A 24,161-nucleotide genomic window follows, 5' to 3' on the forward strand; every position below is an offset into this window, starting at 1 on the left:
TAATGTTGGAAACAAAATATAAGCAATATATTTGGTTCTGTATTTTTTTGTTTTTATATCAAAAATATTTTGTTTATTAAAAATTAAAAAAAAATTATTTAATATCATTTTTTGTAGAACAATTATTTTTTAAGAAATATTCTTATATTCTCACTTTAATATTTAAAGAAATTAGGTTGAATTAATTCTATTATTTGTAAAAGATATTTACTTAGATGTTAAAAAGGCGCCTTGAGCCCTAAGACTTAGCTGTTTTTTTTGAAGTGTACTTAGTAAGCTTTGACGTGTTCTTGAGATATGGTTTTCAATAAGTGATATCGTTTTTTGTATTTTTCCCTTTTTTAAGGCAATCACTATTTGACGATGTTCATCCCATCCCGTGTGATCATATTTATTTTCAAGCCAGCGGGCTCGTCTTAATCTCATCATTGCATTTTCAGTGCCTTGAATAATAAATTCATTTTCTGACAGTTTTGCAATCCATATGTGAAAATCATGGCCAATTTGATCAAGCTGTTCATGAGTTGAGGTTGGTGAAATTGAATTCAGTAGATTTTCAACTTTTGAAATATTTTTATCTATAACTATTTGTGTTGTTTCTTGAATAGCGGCAACCTCAAGTATTTTACGATAAATGCACACTTGAGAAATTTCTTCTAGATTAATCGGGGATACAATCCAACCGGATTTTTTGTGAATAACCAGTCCCTCACTAGCAAGTTTAAATAATGCGGTTCGAATGGAGGTTCTAGAAATTCCAATGAACCCTACAATATCACGTTCTGTTATACGTTCACCCGGTGCTATTTCCATATTCAGAATAAGATTTCTTAATTTTATTTCAGCATGCTGAGCTTGAGTAAGGGTTTCGTTCATAAATTTGTTTCTTATTATTGATTATATGATAGGATCATTTTGGTATACCAATTTGGTATACCAATCAAAGACAATTTTATGGTAGATTTATCATGTCCTCAACAATTGAAACGGATCAAGATGAGTCATATTGGGTTCGCAATCTTTTTGTTTGTTTATTTGGATCATTTTCAACCTTTCTTGCAATGACATTAATGTTGCCTTTTTTACCGATCTATGTTCAGCAGTTGGGAGTCAAAGATCATGCAAGTATAGCTCAATGGTCAGGAATAGCCTATAGCGCAACATTTTTTATAGCAGGAATGATTGCGCCATTCTGGGGATATCTGGGGGATCGTTATGGTCGTAAACCAATGCTTCTTAGGGCGAGTCTAGGTATGGCCGTGACAATGGCATTGATGGGATGTGCGACAAATATTTGGCAATTGGTTGGATTACGATTGCTTGCGGGTTTTGCTGGAGGATATTCTTCAGGTGCAACAATCATGATTGCTGCCCAAACTCCCAAGGATCGTTCTGCTTGGGCACTTGGACTGCTTTCATCCGGTATCATGGCAGGAAATCTGATTGGTCCCCTGATTGGGGGGATATTGCCATCTTTAATAGGAATCCGTATTACGTTCATAGGGGCAGGATGTTTAATTTTCATTACGTTTCTTGTTACATTGGGTTTTATTCGAGAACCTTCAAAGTTGGTTATTCATGAAAAAACCGTTAAAGGAAATTGGTTCGATATTCCCAATAAAAGATTGATTTTCATAATGCTGGTTACGGGTATGTTACTAATGATTGCCAATATGTCTATCGAACCAATTATAACCTTATATGTTCATCAACTGGCTGTTGAGCAATCCAGAATAACTTTCTTTGCAGGTTTGATTATGTCGGCTGGCGCTTTTGGGAGTATCTTGTCTGCTTCATGGCTTGGTCATTTAGCGGATAAAATAGGTCATGCACGGATTATTATCTGGACCTTAATTATCGCCGGGATATTGCTTGTTCCTCAAGCCTATGTCACGTCAGTCTGGCAACTTATCGTATTACGTTTTTTTATGGGATTGGCCCTTGGTGGTTTAATGCCCTGCATTATAACAATCATTCGACATCAAGTTCCAAATCATTTAGTGGGAACTGTATTGGGTTATACTATTTCCGTACAATATGTTGCTCAGGTTATCGGTCCATTGGCTGGCGGGTTTGTCAGTGGTTATATGGGTATGTATTTCGTATTTCTCGCAACAAGTGTTCTATTGCTGATTGGTGCCATAGGCAATTGGTTTGCGCTAAAAATATCGGATTATAAATATTAATATTATATTAAAAAGGCTAATTTAATGGTTTATTTAAAAATGAATAAAGAAAAACAGCTTTTCTATTTATGGATTTTCAAGATTTTATATTAAATAATTTTATATCTTTTTCAGTCGCCGGACAGATTATGGCACTGGATTATAAATTAACTGTTTTAAAAGCTGCTTGTGTCAATAGTGATTCTGCAAACACATAATTTTCTGAAAGATAATTTTTTTTCAAAAACTTGGTTCTGTTATATATAATGATGAATTACTAAGTCAGCTTTCATAATACTACTGATACGTCTTCCCGATAAATTAAATTAAAACATTTTTCTTTCATGGGTCTAGATAGTAGGTTCTATTTTTATTCATAAAATCTTCTGTTACTTTTGATTCCTTTGCAAAAAACATTCTTATAAACGAAATTCAGGTTTCGATCCTATATCTGTTTTTTTTGCAAATAAAAGGTTGATTAATTCAAAAATATGTCTCATTAACAGTATCCTTTGCATAAGGCAAAGTAAATCTGTTGATAACAATGATATGTGATATTAATTTGTAAAAAATATTTTCTTAATAAAAAAAATAGTTTCTTAATAAAAATGTTTTGTTACTATAAATTTTATAAATAATGTTCTCAAAATTGTTTGTAAAATTTATTTAGATAATAAAGGCAGGCATATGAATGAGTTAGCACCGCACCAAGCTCAGTTATCTCTTTGGCGAGTTATTATCATCGGGATAGCTTACATGACTCCCATGACTGTTTTTGACACATTTGGTATCGTATCAGGTGTAACGAATGGTCGTGTTCCTATGGCTTATTTATTGGCATTGGGTGCCATCATGTTGACTGCTTTTAGTTACAGTCGACTCGCTGTTATTTTTCCTAAATCAGGCTCTGCTTATAGTTATACCAATCAAGTTTGCGGTAAAATTAGTGGTTTTATTGTCGGGTGGGGAACCCTGCTTGATTATCTCTTATTGCCAATGATTAATAGTTTACTTTCAGGAATTTATCTCAAAGCTTTATTCCCTGATATCCCCGCGTGGATGTTAATCATTCTTTATACGGCATTAGTTACGTTTATTAATTGTCGAAATATTAAATTTCTTGCCAATCTTAATGCCTTGTTCGTTGGTATTCCTTTAATTTTGATGGTTTATTTCATCTATTTGGTTATTCATGCTTTGGTCTTTAAATATGATGTATCGCACGTAATGACGTTAAAACCTTTGATGAATGGGGACAATTCTTTTATTCCCTTGGTAAGTGGTGCTGCTATTTTATGTTTTTCTTTTTTGGGATTTGATGCTGTAACCACGCTTGCAAATGAAACTTTTGATGCCAGAAAAAATATACCGCGGGCGATTATTGCTACGGTTTTAACGGGTGGTATTATCTTTTTTGTATCGGCATGGTTTATCCAGCTTTACTATCCGAATAATAGCCCTTTCAAAGATCCTATTGAGGCAATGCCTGAAATTGTTTTGTACGTGGGGGGGAAATTGTTTCAATCGATCTTTTTATTAGCTATCTTGATTAATACTTTCGCTTCGGCTCTGGCATCGCATGCCAGTGCAGCACGCTTAATTTATATTATGGGGATTGATGGGGTTATTCCATGGAAAAAATTGCAATATATTCATTCTCACTATCGCTCTCCTATCGTTTGTGTGCTGTTGGTGGGAATTCTTTCTTTAAATGCTATTTTCTTTCGGTTAGATACAGCCGTCTCATTAATTAGTTTTGGTGCGATGGTAGCTTTTAGTGCGGTTAACATTTCTGTGTTTATATGGTTTGTATGTTATAAAAAAGAGTTTTCAACGCTTAAACAAATTTTAAAAAATATTATCTGTCCTTCTTTGGGAATGTTCTCCGTAATTGTGATGTGGACTAATTTAAAAGAAGACGCACTTTTATTGGGAGGCTTTTGGACCGCTTTAGGAATAACCTATATTTTATACTGTAAAGTTCGTAAACGGCCTTTATTTAAAAGGCATGATTTGTCGTTAACGTCTGGAGCAGATATTCATGTAGCTAAATCAACATTATAAGTGTGGTCGGATGAGAATGATGAATACAGAACAAAAACTTGAAAAACCTATTTTAACAGAAGATGTTACCTTTAGAAAAACGGATGAAGGTCCTAAACAGGAAGAATGGAACTGGGTTGATTCGCGACAAGTACAAGATGAGGATGTATTAGCTAGACCCGCCAATTATTATGAGGCGACTTTATCCCCATGGAAAACATTTCCAGCCTTAGTACATGATTGTGAATGTGATGTGGTAGTGGTTGGTGGCGGATTGCTTGGGGCTTCTACGGCTTTACATTTGTCAGAATCTGGGGTTGAAACAATCCTTCTTGAAAAAAATAAGGTGGGGTCAGCTGCTTCGGGAAGAAATGGCGGACAATTGACGCCTGGATTGGCACGATGGGAAGCAGAATCTATTATTGAGAATTTCGATTATGACGAAGCTTGTCGTTTGTGGAAATTTACATCCATTGAATCGTTTGATCTTATTCAAGAAATAACAGAACATTATGCCTTGGATTTAGATATGCGTCGTGGGCATTTAACCGCGGCGATTCATCCTGGTCATATCAATGCTTTGACGGTTGGGGCAGATGCACGTCGATATTTAGGTGATGATAGTGTTCGCATTTTAGGGCCTTATGAAATTCGTGATCATATCAATTCAGAACTTTATTATGGTGGTGCTTTGGATAAGATTGGAGGGCAAATTCATTCTTTAGGTTTAACGCGTGGTTTGATTTATGGTTTTGTTAAAAATGGTGGGCATGTTTATGAGGATAGTGAAGTTCTAAAAATAGAAACTGTATCAGAAGGGGTATCTATTGAAACGGCACAGGGTAAAATTCTTGCTAAAAAAGGCGTGGTATTAGCCGTTCACCATACGACCTTTCAATTATTATCAGATGTTAATTCAACCATTCCTTTTTATACTTATGTTGGTGTTACTAATCCGATTGAGGGGGGGAGTAAAACATTGCTTCCGACACAAATGGCTGTTTATGATACGCAGCTACAAATAGATTATTATCGCCCGGTCCGTAAAGAGCGTATCTTATTTGGAGGGCAAGGAACAGGAATGCGATGGAATTCTGATAAAGTTGTTGATTATTTAATGTCACGAATTAAGACTATTTTTCCTCAACGTGATGATATTCATTTAGAATTAGCGTGGAGTGGAACAACTGATTTAACCCTAAATGGGGCGGTAGATTGTCGTAAATTAGGAGAAAAAGCGCCTATTTATGCGGTTCATGGATGGAGTGGTCATGGGATTGCCCAAACGGTCCGTATAGGCAAAGCGATACGAGATGATTTCCTAAAATTAAATGATGATTTTGAAATGCTGGCCTCTATCGAGCACCGTTCAATTTTAATGGGGAGACAACTTGCACCTGTTGCAATTCCTTTAGCCAAGTCGCTGTTGGGACTTGGAAATAAAATTACACCCGGTAAAATGATTTCTTTCTGATAAAATTGCTCGTCATTATTATTTATTTATTGAATTTTGACGAGCTTTTTATAAAAGAAATAGAAATGTTATTTTTTAAAAATAGGTTTGAGTTTCACGATAAAATCCCAGCACATAATTAAAGCGCCTATCGAAAAGAAAATATCCCCTATTATACGTAACCATTGCCAAAATGTTTTGGTATCATAAAAGCTTAAGCTTCTGGCGTAAGTTAATCCGTGTTCGTAAACAGCGTTGAGTTGGGGCCAGCCGACAGGGAAAAAGGTTAATGTAGTCCATAGGACAAGTGTGATATTATAGAGGAATAAGGCAATATATCCCCATTTTTCTATAAATGGATATTTGTCACTAGCAATATATCTTAAACAGAAATAAATCATTCCCAGTCCTAAAAGACCAAAGGCTCCAAAAAGAGAGGTGTGGGCATGATTCAAGGTTAAAAACGTCCCATGTTCATAATAATTAACAAGTGGTGCATTTAATACACCCCCACCAAAGACACCCGCACCGATAAAATTCCATATTGCAGCAGCAATAATATACATATATCCCAATTTATACTGGAAAGTCTGATGGGCTGTAATGATTTTATATTCGTCAATAGATTCGATAACCAATAGAATTAGGGGTAAAACCTCGATAAATGAGAACATGCTTCCCATGGGGATCCAAATGGATGGTTCACCGGCCCAATACATATGGTGACCTGTGCCAATGACCCCACCAATAAAGATTAGGATGAGTTCAAAATAAACTGTCCGCTCAGCAAAACAACGGGAAATCAATCCTATCCCCATCAAAAGATAGGCGGTAACACATGCCGTGAAGAATTCAAATGATTCCTCAACCCAAAGATGAACGACCCACCATCTCCAGAAGTCGTCCATGGTATAGGACTTGCCTATTTCAAACATAGGGATCATGCCAAATACGTATAAAACGGCAATATTTAGGGTCGATAACCAGAATAAATGTTCAAGACGTATATTTCCAATACGGAATGATTTAAAGGCTCTTTGCCAGTGACGTTTATCGGGCCAGAAGGAGCGGAATACTAAATAACTCCAAAACAAAAGAGCGGCAAAAAAAGCATATTGCCAACCTCTGCCTAATTCCAGATAGGAATTGCCCTGGTTGCCGAACCAAAACCATAAATGAGGCAGGTAACCTATGATGCCCAGATAGTTGCCAATGACAATACCCGCAATAACTATCACTGATGCATAAAATAAAAGATCAACAAGTATATTCTGATATTTTGCTTCTTTTCCACTGATAATTGGCCCTAAAAATAGAGCTGAACCAATCCAGGAAAATGCAATCCATACAATCGGGGTTTGCAAATGAATACTTCGTAGAAAATTAAAAGGTAAATATTTTCCTATTTCAAATCCGTAAAAACTTGTCCGTTCAGAATAGTAATGGGCCATTAATCCACCCATTAGAAGCTGGACGAGGAAAATAGTGGCAACAAATAAAAAATATTTGCCGATTTTTTTCTGGCTTGGGGTCAGATTCTTAAATCCGTCGATAACCTGGTCCATCGCCTCCCTATCTTCACCAGATAGCCAGATACGATTGATCATGATCACGGCACCAAAGCCTGCAAAGGCAAAACAGAACCCAGCCCATGTCCAGGTAAAGGTTTGGCTGGTAGGTTGGTTTCCTGCAATGGGTTCATAAGGCCAATTTTGTGTCCAGGATATGGTGCTGTTGGGGCGATGGCCTACGGATGTGAGGGCTGTATAGATAATAAATTCAGAAGTACTTTTGGCATCCGCTTGATTTAATGTATGAGCCCGCGAGTAACCGGCCTTGGAATTATCCTGTACTAATTCTTGAGATAAATTTTTTCTGACATCGACGATTGCCTGACTAAACGCAGTAGGAAAACGTAAAGATTTCTGTGTAAGATCAACGTTATGTAACATTATTTGCATTTTCCTTTGAATAAGGAATTGTTGATCTGAAGTTAATAAATGAAAAGACTGATGAAATTTTTCTCGGGCTAGATATTCTCGAGTTGCTTTGGCAAGATCCACGAGAGTTTTGGCAGTATAATCGGGTCCAAACATGGATCCCATACCGTATAATCCACCGTAATCAATCAGATCGGCTTTTTGAAAACCCTGTTTTCCAAGAAAAATATCTTTGTCTGTGAATAAAACCTGATCTTGTGATGAAATGAATTGAACTGGAATAGGTGGGCTTTGCTGATAGGTGAATAATGTTGCCCATCCCATAAATAAAAAACATAGAAAGGCTGAAATTAAAAGTAGCCATTTCAATTTTCTGTTAACAGGGTTCCTGTTAAGCTTTGTAAGTATTTCTGATGTTAGAGTACTGATAACACCATCTTGATAATTACTTTTCATAGACTTATCGATTCAGTATTTTTAAATATATTTATTTGAAATAAAAGGATTCTTAATATTTAAGTAAAAGATTTATTTCAAATACATCTTATATAACGTTTAATATGAAAAGGCAATAAAGATATATTTTAATTACATCTTTTTAATTTTTACGAATTAATAATAAAAATGACGAATAAGTTTGATTGTAATTGAAAAGATTTTAAGAGGTATTAATTGATTAGTAATAATGTTAATATATATAGAAAATTGATTTTTAATTGTAAAAAAGAATTTATAACGAACTTAAATTAATATTTTAATTGTTTTTTAATTATTTTATTCAAAAAAGATGCAAGATTTTTCTCTTTAAAAAGATATCCTGCAATATTTGCATTTTCTGCAGCCTGTAAATCAGTCAATTTATCACCAATCAAAAAAGAATGCTGACGATCAATGAATAAATCATGAATTGCATGTTCAATCATTCCTGGATGCGGTTTACGATCAGGGTGATCCTGTCGATACTTTTTAATCTTGGCTTCTGGATGGTAGGGACAATAATAAAAGGCATCAATAGCGGTATTATATTTTTTTAGTTTTTCTTGAATATAGTGATGAAAGTTCTGGACGTCCCGTTCTGTGAAAAAGCCGCGTGCAACCCCGGATTGGTTGGTTACTACGACGGTAAGGAAACCGAGTTTCTTGGCTTGACAAATAGCCTCTTCAACCCCTTCAACCAAAATTAAATCTTCCAGACGATAAGGATAGTTCGTATCGATATTGATAACACCATCCCGGTCAAAAAAGATTGCGGGTTTTATAATTTTTGATAAAAAACGGGACATTCGAGAATATTTTCTATTTCATTGACGATTGTTAAATAAAATAATCAATTCGTTTTGACCGGTTATGAAACAGAAATCAATTTAAAAGTTTTCTTATCACGTTTAAAGATTTATGATGATTTCAAATAAAGAAAGCGGTTGATTGTAAGATATAATAATAATTTATTAAAAAAATCATGTATAAAATTGCTTTTACAGAATAGTGAACTAATTCAATAGGAATTAATTTTAATCACAATTTATTTTAATTTTTTCATGCAAGGGTTAACGGATGCCTCAATATCGTTCATACATTTCTACTCATGGTCGTAATATGGCTGGTGCACGTGCTTTATGGCGTGCAACTGGAATGAAAGATGATGATTTTCATAAACCAATTATTGCTGTGGTTAATTCTTTTACCCAATTTGTTCCCGGCCATGTTCATTTAAAGGATTTGGGCCAGATGGTTGCAAAAGAAATTGAAAATGCCGGTGGCGTGGCAAAAGAATTTAACACAATTGCGATTGATGACGGAATTGCGATGGGGCATGATGGAATGCTATATTCCTTACCAAGTCGAGAGATTATTGCTGATTCAGTTGAATATATGGTGAATGCGCATTGTGCAGATGCAATGGTTTGTATTTCGAATTGTGATAAGATAACTCCTGGGATGCTAATGGCTGCAATGCGTTTGAACATCCCTGCTGTTTTTGTGTCCGGTGGTCCAATGGAAGCGGGTAAAAGTCATCTGGCTAATCATAAACTGGATCTGATTGATGCGATGATTGCCGCCGGTGATGATAATGTTCAAGATAGTCAGGTAACGGAATATGAACGAAACGCCTGTCCAACTTGTGGTTCTTGTTCTGGTATGTTTACGGCCAATTCCATGAATTGTCTAACCGAGGTTTTGGGTTTTTCCTTTCCTGGTAACGGCACTTTGTTGGCTACGCATAAAGATCGCCAGTTTTTATTCAGAAGGGCGGGCAAAAGAATTGTTGAACTTTGTAATTCTTATTATAGGGATGGTAATGATAAAATATTGCCACGTTCCATTGCAACGAAAGAGGCCTTTGAAAATGCGATGGCCTTGGATATTGCTATGGGGGGGTCAACGAATACGATTTTACATCTTTTGGCCATAGCACAAGAAGGGGAAGTTCCTTTTACATTACAGGATATTGACCGTCTATCTCGTAAAATACCACAATTATGTAAAGTGGCCCCGAATACTCAGCTCTATCATATTGAGGATGTGCATCGGGCTGGAGGTGTTTACGGAATTCTGGGTGAACTGGCTAAAGCGAATTTATTGCATCTCAACACGATCACGGTCCATTCAGATAGTTTAAAGGATGCTATTCTTCATTGGGATATTATTTCAACACATGAAAAATCTGTTTTGGATTTTTTTAAAGCCGCTCCCGGTGGTATCCCTTCTCAACAGGCCTTCAGTCAAAATCAGCGTTGGAAAACGTTGGATCAGGATCGTGTTGGCGGCTGTATCCGTGATATTGAACATGCATATTCCAAAGATGGTGGACTGGCTGTTTTGTATGGTAATTTAGCTGAAGATGGGTGTGTTGTAAAAACAGCCGGTGTTGATCAATCAATTTTGGTATTTGAAGGCAAGGCACGTGTTTTTGAAAGCCAGGATAGTGCAGTTGAAAGCATTTTATCAGACCAAATTGAACCCGGGGATATTGTTGTTATTCGTTATGAAGGACCTAAGGGAGGTCCGGGAATGCAGGAAATGCTTTATCCAACCAGTTATTTGAAATCAAAAAATCTTGGGAAACTTTGTGCGTTATTGACAGATGGACGCTTTTCAGGTGGAACATCCGGTTTATCAATTGGGCATGTATCTCCAGAGGCTGCCGACAAAGGAACAATTGGCTTGGTTAAAGACGGGGATACAATTAAGATTGATATTCCTAATCGCTCCATTCATTTGCAGGTATCGGATGATATCCTGAAACAGCGCCGAAATGAGCAGGATCAAAAGGGCTGGAAACCTGTCAGGGCAAGAGCACGTAAAGTTAGTATGGCCTTGAAATCCTACGCGATGATGGCAACCAGTGCGGACAAGGGGGCTGTTAGAAATAGAAAATTATTTGATTGATTAAAACAACTACGCTTTTAGTGGGATAATTGTTTCATTATTTTATTGAAAGCGTATTATTTCGTAAAAAAATGTGTTTTGAAAATGCAATATAGGATTTTATTTAAATAAGAATATTTTTAACTTTATAACTAAATCCATCTTTTATTCCATTAAACAAATATCTTAAGGATTGGACTCTATTTTTTTGAATCACGCATAAAAGGAAACATGTCATAATTCTGCATAAAGTTGAAGGAAAAGTAAAAAAAGGTTTGTTCCTGTAAATTTTATGGGTAATGATCAGGTTACGTACAAGATAATATAATTTCTTATTTGAAAAAATTTGGGAATGTAAAATAACATCATGTATAAAAATAAAATCTGGAACATACAGAATTTTATTATTTTTTTGTGACAAGTAATATGAAAAAGCCAAATCGTCAAAATAAATAAACAGATCATCTATTATTATATGGGCGTATTTTTTTAAAATGTTTTTATGAATAATGGTTCCTACAAACGAAAAGGTTTGTACTTCACAGATTGCATCAGACTGCGGTAAAAACTGTTTTGGGTTTATTTTATAATGTATTGTGGCCAGTAAAGTTGAGGGTATTTTTTTAAAGGGTATGTTCATGGAACATATTTTATAATCAGGGGTTAATACCCTGCAGCAAAAAATTTGATAATTGTCTTTTTTGAACTGGATAAAATTATCAAGCAAATTCTCAGCTGGATAGGCATCATCATCAAAGAAAAAAATCCAGTCTATGTCTAAAGACGCAATATATTGGGCACCGTATTTAAATCCACCCGCACCCCCAATATTATTTTTCATGCGCAAGATTTGTAGGCGGGATTCTTTTAGAGAGGATAGCCATTGTTCTGTACCATCTGTGGATGCATTGTCAATGACTATTATTGTATCAAATTTAAGGGCAAAAGTTGCGCGTAAACATAATTGTAATTTATTCAGCCGATTGTAAGTTACAATGAGAGCAGCACATTTCATTTATGGGAGAGCCATTTAAAAGAATACATATTTCTTTATATAGCATAAAACAATAGAATAAGTTAAAATAACAAATGGTTATTTAACTTCAGACTAGATATGAATAATATTCGATGCAAATAATTTATGCAATAAATTATTGGCGTCCCGTACGGGAGTCGAACCCGTGTTGCCGCCGTGAAAGGGCGATGTCCTAGGCCTCTAGACGAACGGGACAGAGGCAATGAAGGTTTTAATACATGGGTGTGATCTCTTGGTCAAGTAAAAAATATTAATTTTTTATAAAACTTGCATCTTTTATAAAAAAAGTTGTATTTTCCTGTCCATTCCATTGATTGTTACGTAACCATCCTGCCAAATGAACAGGTCGCCGGTTTTGAGAATCTTCTAAGAATACAGTTATCGGATTCTGATCTGCACGGAAGAGAAGGGCTTTTAAGGATTGTCTTTCTTCTCCCTGAATGATTAACCGTAAGGTATTCCCATCTTTGCCTATCCTGTCCGTACGGATAATGTGTACATAAGACAGGACAATGAGGGGTTCTTCATTTCCATTTCCAAAGGGGGCCAGATTTTCAATCTGTTTGGCCAGTTCAACTGAGGCTCCTGCTGGAGTGATGACGGTTTCAATTTCTAAATCTGCGACAGTCGGATAATGAGTGGCCTGGTTTAAATAATGATTAAGAAAATCGTGTAATTTCTGGCCTTTGTCTTTATGATAGCAATAACCGGCTGCCATTGTATGACCTCCTCCCTGGATTAATAAATCAGCCTGTTTTGCTGCGATAATGGCGGCTCCCAAATCTAGGCCAGGAACAGACCGGCCAGAGCCTTTGACGGTGCCATCCTGTAGTTCTGTCCCGATTAAAATTGGACGGTTGATTTGTTCCTTGATGCGGCCTGCAACAATGCCAACGATACCGGAATGCCATTTTGGATTGCTAAGCATAATGACGGCATTACCTTGTCTATATTGTTCCATTGCTTGTTCGGTGGCCTGATCCAATACATCTTTTTCAATATTCTGCCGTTGTTTATTGATGGTATCCAGACGCTCGGCAATCAGTCTTGCATCAAAGGGGTTAGAGTTCGTTAAAAGCTGCAATCCAAGACTTGCTTCGGAAATACGTCCACCAGCATTAATTCTCGGACCTAATGCGAATCCGCAACTAAAGGCGTTGGGTAATTGCGTAATTCCAGCAACATCCAATAAGGCAGCCAACCCTATACGTTCACGTTTTGCTAGGATTTTCAAGCCTTGTGTGACAAAGGCTCTATTTAAGCCTGTCAAAGGCATAACGTCACAAATTGTCGATAAAGCGACGAGATCCATTAATTTAAAAAGATTAGGTTCAGGGTTGGTTTGAAAATAATTTTTTTCCCGCAGATTTCGGGTAATTGCAATGGATGCAATAAAGCTTACTCCACCGGCACAAAGATTGCCTAGTCTGGATGTGCAGTCTAAACGATTAGGATTGACGGTTGCATAAATATTGGGAACGATCTCTGATTTATGGTGGTCAAAAACGATAAGGTCTGTTTTTTCCTGATTAATCTGATCAAAAACGGAATGAGCTGCGGTTCCACAATCGACACAGATGATAAGGGTTGCCCCTTGTTGAATAAGCTGTTCCAGCGCTTGCACATTTGGACCATAACCTTCCTTGAAACGATCTGGAATGTATGAAATGGCTTGATTTCCCAGCATGGAAAAAAAGTCGCTAAACAGGGCTGTGGCACAGCCACCATCTACATCATAATCGCCAAATATGGCAATTTTCTCATGGTTAATTATGGCATCGGCAATACGTGCTGCCGCTTTGTCCATATCTTTTAAACAAGAGGGATTGGGGAGTAATGTTTTAAGGGTTGGGGATAAAAAAAAAGGCAAATTTTCCGTGGATACCCCTCTTAATGCCATCATGCGACCAACAACCTCGAAAAGGGAAGCTTTCTGAGCAATCGCTTGTGCCTGACGATCCAGAAAATGCTGGTCCAGAGAAGAATGACGCCATACCCATTGGCGTCCTGAAAGACTTTGACTGACATTAAGGACTAGAGAAGAGGTTTCCGACATGGAGATTTGAGGAATTTAAATAGTTGTTTGAGGTTTGTTACGCGGGTCGTGGCAAGCGTTAATGAAACGGATGGTTTTTGATACTGATCTCGTAACTATTGAATTTGTCCATACATGATTTCCTTTCCAGCGTACACCTTTAAGGATATCACCATTTGTAACCCCTGTTGCCGAAAATAAGACATTTCCATTGGCCATGTCATGAAGGGAAAGTTTGCGTTGCGGATCAAGGGGATTCATCTTTCTGGCACGATCAATCTGCTTTTTATTTTCAAAAAGTAGTCTGCCCTGCATTTGTCCATCAAAACAACGTAATGCCGCAGCAGCAAGAACGCCTTCTGGGGCACCACCTGATCCTATGACAATATCAACATTACTTTTTGGGAGACAGGTTGAGATAATGCTGGCAACATCGCCATCAGAAACTAGTTTGACATGAGCGCCGGCTTCACGGGCTTTGGCAATAATTTCCTCATGACGCTCTCTTTCCAAAATGCTGAGAGTTAAATCAGAAATATCAACTTTTTTCGCTTTTGCAAGGTTCATTAAATTAGTTTTAACATTATTATCTATGTCAATGACACCTTCGGGGTAGCCCGGACCAATGGCAATTTTGTCCATGTAGATATCAGGGGCATGAAGAAAGTTTCCCTTTTCCGCCAATGCAACGACAGTGATCGCATTGGGCAGATTCTTGGCAACGAGATTTGTTCCTTCCAATGGATCGACAGCAATATCCATTTCGGGTCCGCCAGCCCCAACTTTTTCACCAATATAAAGCATGGGAGCCTCATCCATTTCACCTTCACCGATTACGACGGTGCCTGAAATGGCAACAGTATCAAAAGCTTGCCGCATGCCTTGAACGGCTGCTGCATCAGCTTCGTTTTTCTTGCCAAGTCCAACCCAGTGAAAGGACTTAAGTGCTGCAGCTTCCGTCACGCGTACAAGTTCAAGCGCCAAGTTTCGATCAGAGACGGTATAACCAGATTGAAAAGGAGGCTTATTCATGATTTAAAATTTCCTTGTATGTAATGATTATGGCTCTTCAATGCGGATCATGATGGGTTTTTCCAGAATTGCAGGAAGGTCATAAATTGCTTTTAATGACTTTAATAAAGAACTTTCCCTGTTTTTATGAGTCACAAGTACGATAGGAACTGTATTTTCAGAATCAGTAGTCATATGATTTTTATGTTGCAACAGGCTTCGTAGGGAAACATTGTTTTCTTTGAAAATGGTTGCAATATCAGCCACAACACCTGGTTTATCCTCAACAATAAGACGTATATAATAGGCTTTATTAAAATCCGAGTTGGGGACAAGTGTTGCGGGACGGAGCTCATTCCAGTCCGTTCCCCACATGGGTATTGTATTGCCTCTGGCGATATCGATGATATCAGCGCAAACAGCCGTGGCGGTTGGGCCTTCGCCAGCTCCGGCACCTTCAAGCATCAGATAACCTGAAAATTCGCCTTTTGTTCTAATGGCATTAATTACGCCATTAACACGGGCCAAGGGAGAGGACTGAGGCAAAAGTGCGGGATGAACACGTAATTCCAGTTTGTTTTCTGAATGATATTGTGCCATACCCACCAATTTAATCGTGTAACCCAATTCTTGGGCATAATGGATATCATGTGGAGAGATGTTTCGAATTCCTTCAACAAAAATATCTTTGAAATTGAAAGTATACCCAAAACCAAGGCTTGCCAGAATGGCAAGTTTATGGGCGGCATCAAGTCCATCAATATCGGTGGATGGATCAGCTTCGGCATATCCAAGTTGCTGAGTTTCCTTTAGGATGTCTTCAAAACCTCGTCCAGTTCTTGTCATGGTGGTCAACATGTAGTTACAGGTTCCGTTTAAGATTCCGCCAATTTCAATCAGGCGATCTGCCGCCAAGGCTTCTTTGATGGTTTTAATAATGGGAATTCCACCTGCAACGGCAGCTTCAAAAAGTAATGGAATATTTTGACTGGCAGCCATTTTGGCAAGTTCGTTACCGTGCAGAGCAATCAGGGCCTTATTTGCTGTAACAACAGCTTTTTTATTTTTTATTGCTTCACAGACAAGTTCATAAGCCGCTCCATTTGCACCGCCGATCAATTCAACAACAACATCTATATCAGGATCAGTTGCAAGATCTAACGGATCTTCGTACCATTTAAAAGTTGTTAAATCAATATTTCGATTTTTATGGCGGTTTTTGGCATTCACGGCATGGATGCGGATCGGGCGTCCAGCACGGTTCGTTATAGTTTTTTGATTATTTTGCAATAATCGTAACACGCCAATTCCTACGGTTCCAAGACCAGCGATTCCAAGGTTTAAGGGTTTATTAACCGAAGGATTATCCATAAAATTTCTCCGAGCAAGATATATATTTTTTCTTAAATAAAGATAGTTGGGCTATTTAGAGTAAGCCTGCATGAAATGTTTTATTGAACGGCAGGCTTGTCTCAATCTTTGGGTATTTTCCACCAGACCAATTCGAACATGATCGTCACCATATTCACCAAAACCAAGACCAGGGGCGACAGCAACCTGGGCTTCCTTGAGAAGAAGTTTGGAAAATTCAACACTTCCCATTGATTTAAACTGTTCAGGAATGGGGGCCCATGCAAACATGGAGGCTTCAGGAGAAGGAACATTCCATCCAGCTGAATGCAACCCTTTGATTATGGTATCCCTTCTTTCTTTATATAGGGTCCGAATTTTTTCTACATAATCCTGGGGATTGTTCAGGGCTGCCGTTGCGGCAACTTGAACTGGTGTGAAGGCCCCATAATCTAAATACGATTTGATTCGGGTTAGTGCAGCAATCAGTTTTCTGTTACCGGCGGCAAAACCGATACGCCAGCCAGCCATTGAGTAGGTTTTAGACATGGAAGTAAATTCGACAGCGATATCTTTTGCTCCTGGTATTTCCAAAATGGAGGGGGGAATTTTCTCACCAAAATAAATTTCAGCATAAGCCAAATCAGAGAGAATCCAGATTGATTCTTTTTTTGCAAACTGAACGAGCTCACGATAAAAATCCAGATCTGCCAAATAGGCGGTGGGATTTGAAGGAAAATTGACGATAAGGGCGGTGGGTTTCGGAATGGAATGTTTAACAGCACGATGCAGTGCCTCCAGCATATGTTCATCTGGTTTAGCAGGAATTGAGCGAATTGCAGCACCAGCGATAATAAATCCAAATTGATGAATGGGATAGGAAGGATTGGGAACAAGAATAGTATCACCAGGACTGGTGATTGCAGAAGCCAGGTTTGCCAACCCTTCCTTTGATCCCAAAGTCACGATTGTTTCATGTTCAGGGTCAAGGGTGACATTAAAACGTCTTTGATAATAATTTGCAAGGGCTTTGCGTAGACCGGCAATTCCACGACTGACGGAATAACCGTGGACACGGGGGGCAGAGGTTGTTTCAATTAATTTTTGGATAACATGTTCAGGGGGACGGCTATCTGGATTTCCCATACCCAGATCTATAATATCTTCTCCACGTGCTCGTGCGGCCTTTTTAGCGGCATTTACTTCAGCAAATACATAAGGTGGCAGGCGACGAATACGATGGAATTCTTCTGTCATGACATAGGCTCGTTTGAATAGAATAAATTAAAATTAAAAAAGAAAATACTAATTGTCCATACGAATCCGAACGCCGTGTCCAAACGCATAGGCCCGGATTACAATAGCGGATTCTGGTACATTATGGGCGATTAATAATTTTGCAACTGTTTTTGCACGTAGCAAGGCAAGTGAAACCGCCGCAGTTTGTGCATCGGGATCAAGAGAGGTTGTGTCACCATATCCGTGAACAAAAACAGTTCTGCCTTTTCTTTGCCAGGCAATATTATTTATTATATCTTCTTGTTTGGCATAAGGCGTGTCGGAATCAATCGGAAAACGTATAAGCGTTCCTGTTGGTTCCTTAAAGGATAAACCTGAAGGATGGGGTGGAGGGGGAAGGTTGATGTCCGGTGGGACATCAAAATCAGGGAAGTGGGATGGAGGGGGAGGATTGACGGGAATAGAGGGAATTACAACATTTTGTTCATCAATTCTTGCCCTAAGTTCTGGCATAATCACGGGTTCGGTTTTATGGGATTCGACAGGCTCGACTGGTTTAACCGATTTTTCTTTTTGATTGATCGTGTTGTGAATATTCGAGTTCTGGTTTGGTTGAGGTGGTTCTCCTGCCGCATCAAAATTCGCAGAGGATGCGAGATTTTCCGCAGGTTGCATGTTGGTGTTCTGACCAGGTTGATTATTGACAGATTTGGTTTGAACGGACGATTTTGCAGGTGGGTTATTCTGCTGTGCAGGTAATGGAGGAATATCAGGAATAATAATTGGGTTTTTTACATTCTGCCACTGTGTCTCATTTCTATCCTGTGAGAGAGAATCTGTGATTGCATTACGTAAATCTTGGGAGGGCAGAGGAGGGGAGGCTGTTGGTGTCAACCCTACATAGGGATATTTCTGATCATTTCCCGGAACAGGCAGCCTAGGTTGAGATACAATGCCGCCTTCTATATCATGATATGCGTTTACGGGGGCTTTAATAAACACAGATTGGGAGCATCCCCCCAGACAGAAGAGATTGAAAAATAAGAAATATCGTAAAATTGGCTGCTGGATGGAAGACACTCTATCTATACCCTTCTATACCCTTAATTTATAAAATAAAAACATATTTGATGAATTTTATAGTGTTTATAGGTTTTTTCTTAATACGCTATTTTGTTTCCATAATATAGAGAAATAATCTTTTCCCCCTGATTTATAAGATAAATTGCAGATCATAATACGTGTTGTTGTAAAAATGATAATTTTACAGGCATATATAAAAAACTGATCAGTGAATAAAAAAAATTTTCATTTATCAATGTAGGGTGTATAAAAAATAGAGTAAATAAAATAAAAATTGTTTTTTTGAAAAGATAATTTGAAGGAAGATATTGGTGAAGCTTATGCAGCTTTCAGATGGTGGACAAAAACATTTCAGTGATAGTGATCCAGATGATGAAGAGAAAAAGGAGGATAAAAATTTTCCTGAGGCTGGTGCAAATAATGAATTGGAAAATAAACTTTTCAAAGAACGTACAATTCTAATTTTTGGTGAAGTGAATGACAAGCTTGCAAGGGAAATAAGCGGGCGTTTGTTGGCCCTGGCTTATGAGTCGTCTAAGCCGATCAATATTTATGTCAATTCGCCTGGCGGTCATGTGGAAAGTGGTGATACAATTCATGATATGATCCGTTTTGTGGACAGCCATGCACCGATTAACATGATTGGTACAGGATGGGTCGCATCGGCAGGGGCCCTGATTTATGCCGCAGGACGTAAAGAACGACGTTTCTGTTTAGCCAATACACGTTTCTTATTGCATCAGCCAATGGGTGGGGTCAGAGGACCGGCGACGGACATTGATATCGAGGCCAGGGAAATTATAAAAATGCGTGAACGTTTGAATGCAATTTTTGCAAAAGAGACTGGACATTCTTATGATAAAATTGCCAAAGATACCGATAGAAATTATTGGATGTCTGCCCAGGAAGCCATCAAATATGGGCTTGTTAACCGTATCATCCATAAATTATCAGAACTAAAATGATTTAAAAAATTAATGATTTTAAAAGTAAGGAGTCGATTTGGAAATGTCTGACTTGGAAGCAATTTATACGCAATTACCTGAAGATTTACATACCTTGCCTCAGCCAAAATCAGATAAAGAGCTCGAGGAGATGAATTATCGAGTGCGCCATTGGATGAGTAATATTCCAGGCTCGATTAAAATCGGTAGTAAAGAACATAGGCAAATGGTATGTCAGATGTTCCGTGAGACTTTTAATCCTTACAGACCAACTTTTATGGACTGGCCAAAGCTTACCGATCAGGAAATTGATCGTTTAAAATCTTTGCCTATTTGGGATATCGCTGTGCAGACAGAGGGCAAGGCCCGTTTGAGGATGGCTGCCTATGTCAAAGAAATTGTGGATCCAGAATGGGCTGATGCCATTGCACGGAATGCTTGGGAGGAAAATCGTCATAAGGAAGTTCTTTCTGATTTGGTCAGGTTTTATGGTATCCCCCTTGCATCAGAGTCCCCTTATTCGGTCCCAAAAGATCCGGAATGGGCCTATTTGGTAACAGGATTTAGTGAATGTTGGGATAGTTTTTATGCCTTCGGTTTGTTTGCAATCGCAGAAAAGTCTGGATTTTTCACGAAAGAACTGATTGAAACCTTTGAGCCTGTTATGCAGGAAGAATGTCGCCATATCCTTCTATTTGCAAACTGGTTGGCTTGGCATCGTGCGAATTTGCCCTGGATAAAACGTGTCTTGTTTGAACTAAAAGTTATCGCTGTTCATGCATTTTTGGTTTACGAACGGATCGGTTTGATTAAAACGATGGATGCAGAGGGGGAAGAGCATTTCCAAGATAATAATTTCACGATTAACGGAGTTGCTGAGCTGGGTAATGAAAAAACGACCCTTGCTGATTTTCTTCGCTTATGTCTTTCAGAAGATGATCGTCGTTTTTCTGGTTATGACCGTCGTTTATTACGTCCAGAAACAGCACCTTTTTTGACAAAAATGGCTCTTTGGCTTCTTCCTAAAAAGCTGCTTAATAAACAATTGGTTGGCTAAACGTTGGTCTGGGTTAATGCCTCATTATTTTAAGGAGGCATTAAAGTGTTACACAAAACTGCTTGGCGATATGACCCGATTTCAGGCTGTTGGGGACTTGACCCAAAAGTTTGAATTCATCGATATATTGGGCAACCTGCTCCCATAAGTTATCATTTATTATGGCCATATTTCTGTTTTCATTCAAAAACATTTTTAATATTTCTTCAGGTCTCATTTTCTGCCATTCATCAGTTAGGATTTGACTGGCTTCCTGAATATGCTGTGATTGCCATACGGAGGCATTTCGAATTGCTGTGGCAAGATATTTGAGTGCGAGTGGATTGGATTGTTGAAAATGATTTGAGATTCCCAAAACATAATTGATTCTTTGACTCCAGCTACCTGTCTGGCTCCCGGCAAGTTGGAACAATTTTTTATTGTTAAGATGAAGAATTCGCCAGATAAAAGGGTCAGAACCAATTAATGCCTGTATTTGACCTGATAAAAGAGCGGGAAGTAATTCATCTTTTTCCAGTTCAACCCATTTAACATTCAAATCCGGATTTATACCTTTACGTCTTAGAAGAATAGAAAAGAACAGTTTTTCTTTTTCGGAATGAGGTTGAATTCCAATGGATAGATTTGCCAAATCCATCAATCTTTGGATTTTTTGTTTATGTGTAACCAATAACCGAAAATCCCCACCATTTAAACCAATCATTAATTTTCCACCTTCAGAGCGGGATTTAAGAAGTTGTGGCAGCCAGTCCAGAATGGATAAAATAGCCGCATCACACTGATTGGTCTTGAGTAGATCGAAAATCTGGGTTTTATTTTTAATATTGGCAATGGGATCAAGGTTTATTTTGTAATGTTTCAGAAAACCTTTTGTCTGGGCAATGGTGAGAAGCTGGTTTTCTTCATTCTTTAGGTATGCAATACGAATCATTTGTGGTGAGATATCCTGAGGCATTATCTCGGGATCATGTTTGTTAATGGAATGATATAATCCCATTCCTGTTAAAGAGCCTATTGCCCCTAGTCCAATCAGTAAATTACGGCGATTAAAAGATTTTTTTGTTTTATTTGAAAAAGGGGTCATAGAGCAAATTCTAGAAAATGAAAAAAATTGGATTTTATATAAAAAAACACTTTACCATTAATTTTAAATTAGGTATACAAAGTCTACCAAATGATCCCGAATAGCTCAGTTGGTAGAGCAAGCGACTGTTAATCGCTCGGTCGTAGGTTCGAGTCCTACTTCGGGAGCCATCTAATTTAAAAGATGTGCAAAAAATAAGTTGATAAATTATATCACCTAATAAATATCATTCTTGTAAAATTGGCTATTGTTCTTGATGTTAATAATTTGTAGCAGAGTCAATTGTCAAATCTGTTTAAAAGTTAGCCGATAATTAATAATGATACTATTATTAAATAGTATCATTGGGTTATTGAATGCAGTGGGCATGAATTTGTATTATTCATTAATGGATATATATGGATGTTAAATGAAGACCATAAATTTAAAATATATACCCATTTATTGAATCATTGAAAGTTATTGGTGCTCTGTAACATGTATAGACATTTCTATCATGTCTTTTGTCTTGGGTTTAATAATTTGCATTTGATTCAATAGTGTTCCAACCTCAAGGCACATCACTTGATTCCATAATGATGCAGGAAATTGATCTAAGGTTTTGGCTTGTTCTTTCCAAGGTGTCCATAACACGGCAGAATGTGAGAAAGGAGCTCGGATGATAATGTTTCTTTTCCATATAGGATCAATAATAGTTATTTCAGAGGGAACATCACTGTAAATTCGATCAACGGGACCAGTTAAATGGTGAAAGAATTTTTGTATGCCTGATTTCTGCTGACCCAATGCATTTTGTTCTGTATAGGTTAGATTTTCCAATCCATGAATATGGATATTACGGATATCACTGACATGGAAATAGTTATGTAAAGCCTGAGTTATGGCAATATCCTGGTTACTCTTGTTTTCAATATGAAGTTGTATGCTTAAAATCTCATTAAAACATATAATGAATTTCAATTCCGTTTCATGTGGCCATTCAGGAGTTAATGTTGGTGAGGTTTGTAGACTATTAATGATAATGACCCCTGATTTTGATGCATCAAGCTGATGATTTTTCCATTCAATGCAACGTGCAAAGCCATGCGATAATGCGGGATGAGTTAGGCTATGCATATTTTGGACTATTGAAGGATTGGCTTTAAGATGACCGAACCAGGGCCAGCATAACGGGATGCCACTTCTTATGGCTTTGCCATCCTGATAGGTAGCCTTTGAATTTCCCCATAAAATATCCGGCTTTTTAAGAGATCCATAACGTATGATCTGGGCTCTTTTAGGAATATAATCAAGAAATCTGTCTAAAAAATGTAAACGTAAGGCTTCATAGGGACCATATTGAATTTTTTCAATTTTCATTTTCTTCCATTGAAATAATATTGATGATTAAAATAACCTACTTGCTATAAAAAAACAAATAAGACAATTTAGGTTTATAGTCCTAATAAATCTATAAGCCAAAACATATAATGGTTGTTTTTTGATGATGCAGAATTTGGGTGGAATAAATGAACAAAAGAAGTGATTTGATTCCATGTTGTAAAAATCGTGTCGTTTTGTCCAGTTTTGATTACTCCTTGAATTTTGGAAAAATAGATTTTCGTAAACATCCTGAATATTATCGCATTGGCAAGGGAGAGCAAGGAGTATTGCTGGTCGAGCCATACAAGTCAGAAATATTGCCGTATTGGCAATTTGCGACTGTTGAAAAGGCAAGGGAAAGCAGTGAAAGGATATATCAATTATTTTTGCAGTATTTGAAACAAGAAGATTTTGTTGGGGCTGATATGGCGCGTAAATTTCTGCAGATGGGTTATACGCGTGCCCGACGTTACGCTAATCATAAAGGTGGCAAAAAATATAATGGATTTGTTCCCAAAGATAAAAAGGGTTTGAGTGGATCTCATGGTAGACAGGAGTTACCCAAAGGTTTTGAGGATCCGATTAAGGCAAAAGCGGCATCAGTTTTTAAACAGAAATGGAAACAGGCAAGAGAACATTTAAAATATAAAAGTTTGAAAGAGAATTTTGTAAAAAAAGTTTCAAAAACAGCGGTCAATAATTAAGGTATTATAAAGGTTTTTTGCTCTTTTCCAAGAATATAACCATTTTGTTTTAAGTAGGTATGCCAATATTTTTCAATTTGGCATAATCATGGTAACTATTTGGTAAATTTTTACTGTGGTTAAATTCAGCTGTATGGCACAGCTCATGGAGGATAACATAATCAATGGCGGCGGGATTTGCCTTGATTAGATGTTGAGTTAAGGTAATGATCACATTATTTTTTTGATTATAACTACCCCATTGATTTTTCAATTCGTAACAAAGGTGGTTTATTTTGCCAATCAA

At 37.6% G+C, this 24,161-nt stretch carries 19 protein-coding genes and 2 tRNA genes; 8 read left to right on the forward strand and 13 right to left on the reverse strand.

The window, feature by feature from the left end; translation table 11 throughout:
• Positions 1 to 207: 207 nt before the first annotated feature.
• The gene (locus H3T46_RS08325; protein WP_155564895.1) at positions 208 to 876 is read right to left on the reverse strand and encodes a GntR family transcriptional regulator; all 669 of its coding nucleotides are present in this window, start codon (positions 874 to 876) and stop codon (positions 208 to 210) included.
• Positions 877 to 968: 92 nt separating this feature from the next.
• Between H3T46_RS08325 and H3T46_RS08330 the strand changes: the two genes are divergently transcribed.
• The 3 genes from H3T46_RS08330 to H3T46_RS08340 all read left to right on the forward strand — a co-directional run bounded on the left by H3T46_RS08330 (position 969) and on the right by H3T46_RS08340 (position 5,682).
• Positions 969 to 2,186 carry an MFS transporter gene (locus H3T46_RS08330; RefSeq protein WP_198198275.1) on the forward strand — a complete coding sequence of 406 codons (1,218 nt, stop codon included), beginning with the start codon at positions 969 to 971 and terminating at the stop codon, positions 2,184 to 2,186.
• Positions 2,187 to 2,852: 666 nt separating this feature from the next.
• Positions 2,853 to 4,229, forward strand: a complete 1,377-nt coding sequence (locus H3T46_RS08335) for an APC family permease (protein WP_198198273.1) — start codon at positions 2,853 to 2,855, stop codon at positions 4,227 to 4,229.
• Between the two features lie 16 nt (positions 4,230 to 4,245).
• On the forward strand, positions 4,246 to 5,682 hold the full coding sequence (locus H3T46_RS08340) for an FAD-binding oxidoreductase (protein WP_232350037.1): 1,437 nt from the start codon (positions 4,246 to 4,248) through the stop codon (positions 5,680 to 5,682).
• Between the two features lie 68 nt (positions 5,683 to 5,750).
• Here H3T46_RS08340 and H3T46_RS08345 read toward each other — a convergent pair whose 3' ends face one another.
• Both H3T46_RS08345 and H3T46_RS08350 read right to left on the reverse strand, forming a co-directional pair.
• On the reverse strand, positions 5,751 to 8,057 hold the full coding sequence (locus H3T46_RS08345) for a nitric-oxide reductase large subunit (RefSeq protein WP_232350038.1): 2,307 nt from the start codon (positions 8,055 to 8,057) through the stop codon (positions 5,751 to 5,753).
• Positions 8,058 to 8,347: 290 nt separating this feature from the next.
• Positions 8,348 to 8,884, reverse strand: coding sequence for a D-glycero-beta-D-manno-heptose 1,7-bisphosphate 7-phosphatase (locus H3T46_RS08350; RefSeq protein ID WP_198198271.1), 537 nt, complete (start codon positions 8,882 to 8,884; stop codon positions 8,348 to 8,350).
• 271 nt (positions 8,885 to 9,155) lie between these two features.
• Between H3T46_RS08350 and ilvD the strand changes: the two genes are divergently transcribed.
• Positions 9,156 to 10,991: a dihydroxy-acid dehydratase gene (gene ilvD / locus H3T46_RS08355; protein WP_110439549.1), complete on the forward strand. Its 1,836-nt coding sequence runs from the start codon at positions 9,156 to 9,158 to the stop codon at positions 10,989 to 10,991.
• Between the two features lie 103 nt (positions 10,992 to 11,094).
• On the opposite strand, the gene H3T46_RS08360 is transcribed toward ilvD, so the two are convergent.
• The 7 genes from H3T46_RS08360 to H3T46_RS08390 form a co-directional block, all read right to left on the reverse strand.
• Entirely contained in the window at positions 11,095 to 11,985 is an 891-nt protein-coding gene (locus H3T46_RS08360; protein ID WP_198198269.1) for a glycosyltransferase, read from the reverse strand.
• Between the two features lie 140 nt (positions 11,986 to 12,125).
• Positions 12,126 to 12,201 (reverse strand) — tRNA-Glu (locus H3T46_RS08365).
• Between the two features lie 55 nt (positions 12,202 to 12,256).
• Positions 12,257 to 14,062 (reverse strand): single-stranded-DNA-specific exonuclease RecJ, encoded by a 1,806-nt coding sequence (gene recJ / locus H3T46_RS08370; protein WP_198198267.1) that lies wholly within the window; start codon positions 14,060 to 14,062, stop codon positions 12,257 to 12,259.
• A gap of 15 nt (positions 14,063 to 14,077) precedes the next feature.
• Positions 14,078 to 15,073 carry a class II fructose-bisphosphatase gene (gene glpX, locus H3T46_RS08375; RefSeq protein WP_155579981.1) on the reverse strand — a complete coding sequence of 332 codons (996 nt, stop codon included), beginning with the start codon at positions 15,071 to 15,073 and terminating at the stop codon, positions 14,078 to 14,080.
• A 27-nt stretch (positions 15,074 to 15,100) separates the two neighbouring features.
• A complete protein-coding gene (locus H3T46_RS08380) occupies positions 15,101 to 16,423 on the reverse strand; it encodes a homoserine dehydrogenase (RefSeq protein WP_198198265.1) in 1,323 nt (440 codons plus the stop codon).
• Between the two features lie 51 nt (positions 16,424 to 16,474).
• Positions 16,475 to 17,659, reverse strand: coding sequence for an LL-diaminopimelate aminotransferase (locus tag H3T46_RS08385; protein WP_155566280.1), 1,185 nt, complete (start codon positions 17,657 to 17,659; stop codon positions 16,475 to 16,477).
• 48 nt (positions 17,660 to 17,707) lie between these two features.
• Positions 17,708 to 18,721, reverse strand: coding sequence for a hypothetical protein (locus H3T46_RS08390; RefSeq protein WP_198198263.1), 1,014 nt, complete (start codon positions 18,719 to 18,721; stop codon positions 17,708 to 17,710).
• 323 nt (positions 18,722 to 19,044) lie between these two features.
• Between H3T46_RS08390 and H3T46_RS08395 the strand changes: the two genes are divergently transcribed.
• Both H3T46_RS08395 and H3T46_RS08400 read left to right on the forward strand, forming a co-directional pair.
• On the forward strand, positions 19,045 to 19,689 hold the full coding sequence (locus H3T46_RS08395) for an ATP-dependent Clp protease proteolytic subunit (protein ID WP_110439590.1): 645 nt from the start codon (positions 19,045 to 19,047) through the stop codon (positions 19,687 to 19,689).
• 43 nt (positions 19,690 to 19,732) lie between these two features.
• Positions 19,733 to 20,725: a ferritin-like domain-containing protein gene (locus H3T46_RS08400; protein WP_198198261.1), complete on the forward strand. Its 993-nt coding sequence runs from the start codon at positions 19,733 to 19,735 to the stop codon at positions 20,723 to 20,725.
• Positions 20,726 to 20,765: 40 nt separating this feature from the next.
• Here H3T46_RS08400 and H3T46_RS08405 read toward each other — a convergent pair whose 3' ends face one another.
• Positions 20,766 to 21,809 (reverse strand): ABC transporter substrate-binding protein, encoded by a 1,044-nt coding sequence (locus tag H3T46_RS08405; RefSeq protein ID WP_198198259.1) that lies wholly within the window; start codon positions 21,807 to 21,809, stop codon positions 20,766 to 20,768.
• Positions 21,810 to 21,903: 94 nt separating this feature from the next.
• Here H3T46_RS08405 and H3T46_RS08410 point away from each other — a divergent pair.
• Positions 21,904 to 21,979: transfer RNA gene (locus H3T46_RS08410), tRNA-Asn, on the forward strand.
• Between the two features lie 289 nt (positions 21,980 to 22,268).
• Here the strand turns inward: H3T46_RS08410 and H3T46_RS08415 are convergent.
• Positions 22,269 to 23,168, reverse strand: coding sequence for a D-hexose-6-phosphate mutarotase (locus H3T46_RS08415; protein ID WP_155568797.1), 900 nt, complete (start codon positions 23,166 to 23,168; stop codon positions 22,269 to 22,271).
• A 149-nt stretch (positions 23,169 to 23,317) separates the two neighbouring features.
• Between H3T46_RS08415 and H3T46_RS08420 the strand changes: the two genes are divergently transcribed.
• A complete protein-coding gene (locus H3T46_RS08420) occupies positions 23,318 to 23,875 on the forward strand; it encodes a DUF4385 domain-containing protein (RefSeq protein WP_155568798.1) in 558 nt (185 codons plus the stop codon).
• A 49-nt stretch (positions 23,876 to 23,924) separates the two neighbouring features.
• Here H3T46_RS08420 and H3T46_RS09055 read toward each other — a convergent pair whose 3' ends face one another.
• Positions 23,925 to 24,161, reverse strand: coding sequence for a M48 family metallopeptidase (locus tag H3T46_RS09055; protein WP_155568799.1), 237 nt, complete (start codon positions 24,159 to 24,161; stop codon positions 23,925 to 23,927).

The sequence above is a fragment of the Commensalibacter sp. M0133 genome (genome assembly GCF_016101485.1).
Classification (GTDB): Bacteria; Pseudomonadota; Alphaproteobacteria; order Acetobacterales; family Acetobacteraceae; genus Commensalibacter; species Commensalibacter melissae.

Excerpts from the sequence above, each read along its gene's own strand:
- H3T46_RS08325 (WP_155564895.1), bottom strand. The coding sequence starts at position 876 with ATGAACGAAACCCTTACTCAAGCTCAGCATGCTGAAATAAAATTAAGA.
- H3T46_RS08330 (WP_198198275.1), top strand. The coding sequence starts at position 969 with ATGTCCTCAACAATTGAAACGGATCAAGATGAGTCATATTGGGTTCGC.
- H3T46_RS08335 (WP_198198273.1), top strand. The coding sequence starts at position 2,853 with ATGAATGAGTTAGCACCGCACCAAGCTCAGTTATCTCTTTGGCGAGTT.
- H3T46_RS08340 (WP_232350037.1), top strand. The coding sequence starts at position 4,246 with ATGATGAATACAGAACAAAAACTTGAAAAACCTATTTTAACAGAAGAT.
- H3T46_RS08345 (WP_232350038.1), bottom strand. The coding sequence starts at position 8,057 with ATGAAAAGTAATTATCAAGATGGTGTTATCAGTACTCTAACATCAGAA.
- H3T46_RS08350 (WP_198198271.1), bottom strand. The coding sequence starts at position 8,884 with ATGTCCCGTTTTTTATCAAAAATTATAAAACCCGCAATCTTTTTTGAC.
- ilvD (WP_110439549.1), top strand. The coding sequence starts at position 9,156 with ATGCCTCAATATCGTTCATACATTTCTACTCATGGTCGTAATATGGCT.
- H3T46_RS08360 (WP_198198269.1), bottom strand. The coding sequence starts at position 11,985 with ATGAAATGTGCTGCTCTCATTGTAACTTACAATCGGCTGAATAAATTA.
- recJ (WP_198198267.1), bottom strand. The coding sequence starts at position 14,062 with ATGTCGGAAACCTCTTCTCTAGTCCTTAATGTCAGTCAAAGTCTTTCA.
- glpX (WP_155579981.1), bottom strand. The coding sequence starts at position 15,073 with ATGAATAAGCCTCCTTTTCAATCTGGTTATACCGTCTCTGATCGAAAC.
- H3T46_RS08380 (WP_198198265.1), bottom strand. The coding sequence starts at position 16,423 with ATGGATAATCCTTCGGTTAATAAACCCTTAAACCTTGGAATCGCTGGT.
- H3T46_RS08385 (WP_155566280.1), bottom strand. The coding sequence starts at position 17,659 with ATGACAGAAGAATTCCATCGTATTCGTCGCCTGCCACCTTATGTATTT.
- H3T46_RS08395 (WP_110439590.1), top strand. The coding sequence starts at position 19,045 with ATGCAGCTTTCAGATGGTGGACAAAAACATTTCAGTGATAGTGATCCA.
- H3T46_RS08400 (WP_198198261.1), top strand. The coding sequence starts at position 19,733 with ATGTCTGACTTGGAAGCAATTTATACGCAATTACCTGAAGATTTACAT.
- H3T46_RS08405 (WP_198198259.1), bottom strand. The coding sequence starts at position 21,809 with ATGACCCCTTTTTCAAATAAAACAAAAAAATCTTTTAATCGCCGTAAT.
- H3T46_RS08415 (WP_155568797.1), bottom strand. The coding sequence starts at position 23,168 with ATGAAAATTGAAAAAATTCAATATGGTCCCTATGAAGCCTTACGTTTA.
- H3T46_RS08420 (WP_155568798.1), top strand. The coding sequence starts at position 23,318 with ATGAACAAAAGAAGTGATTTGATTCCATGTTGTAAAAATCGTGTCGTT.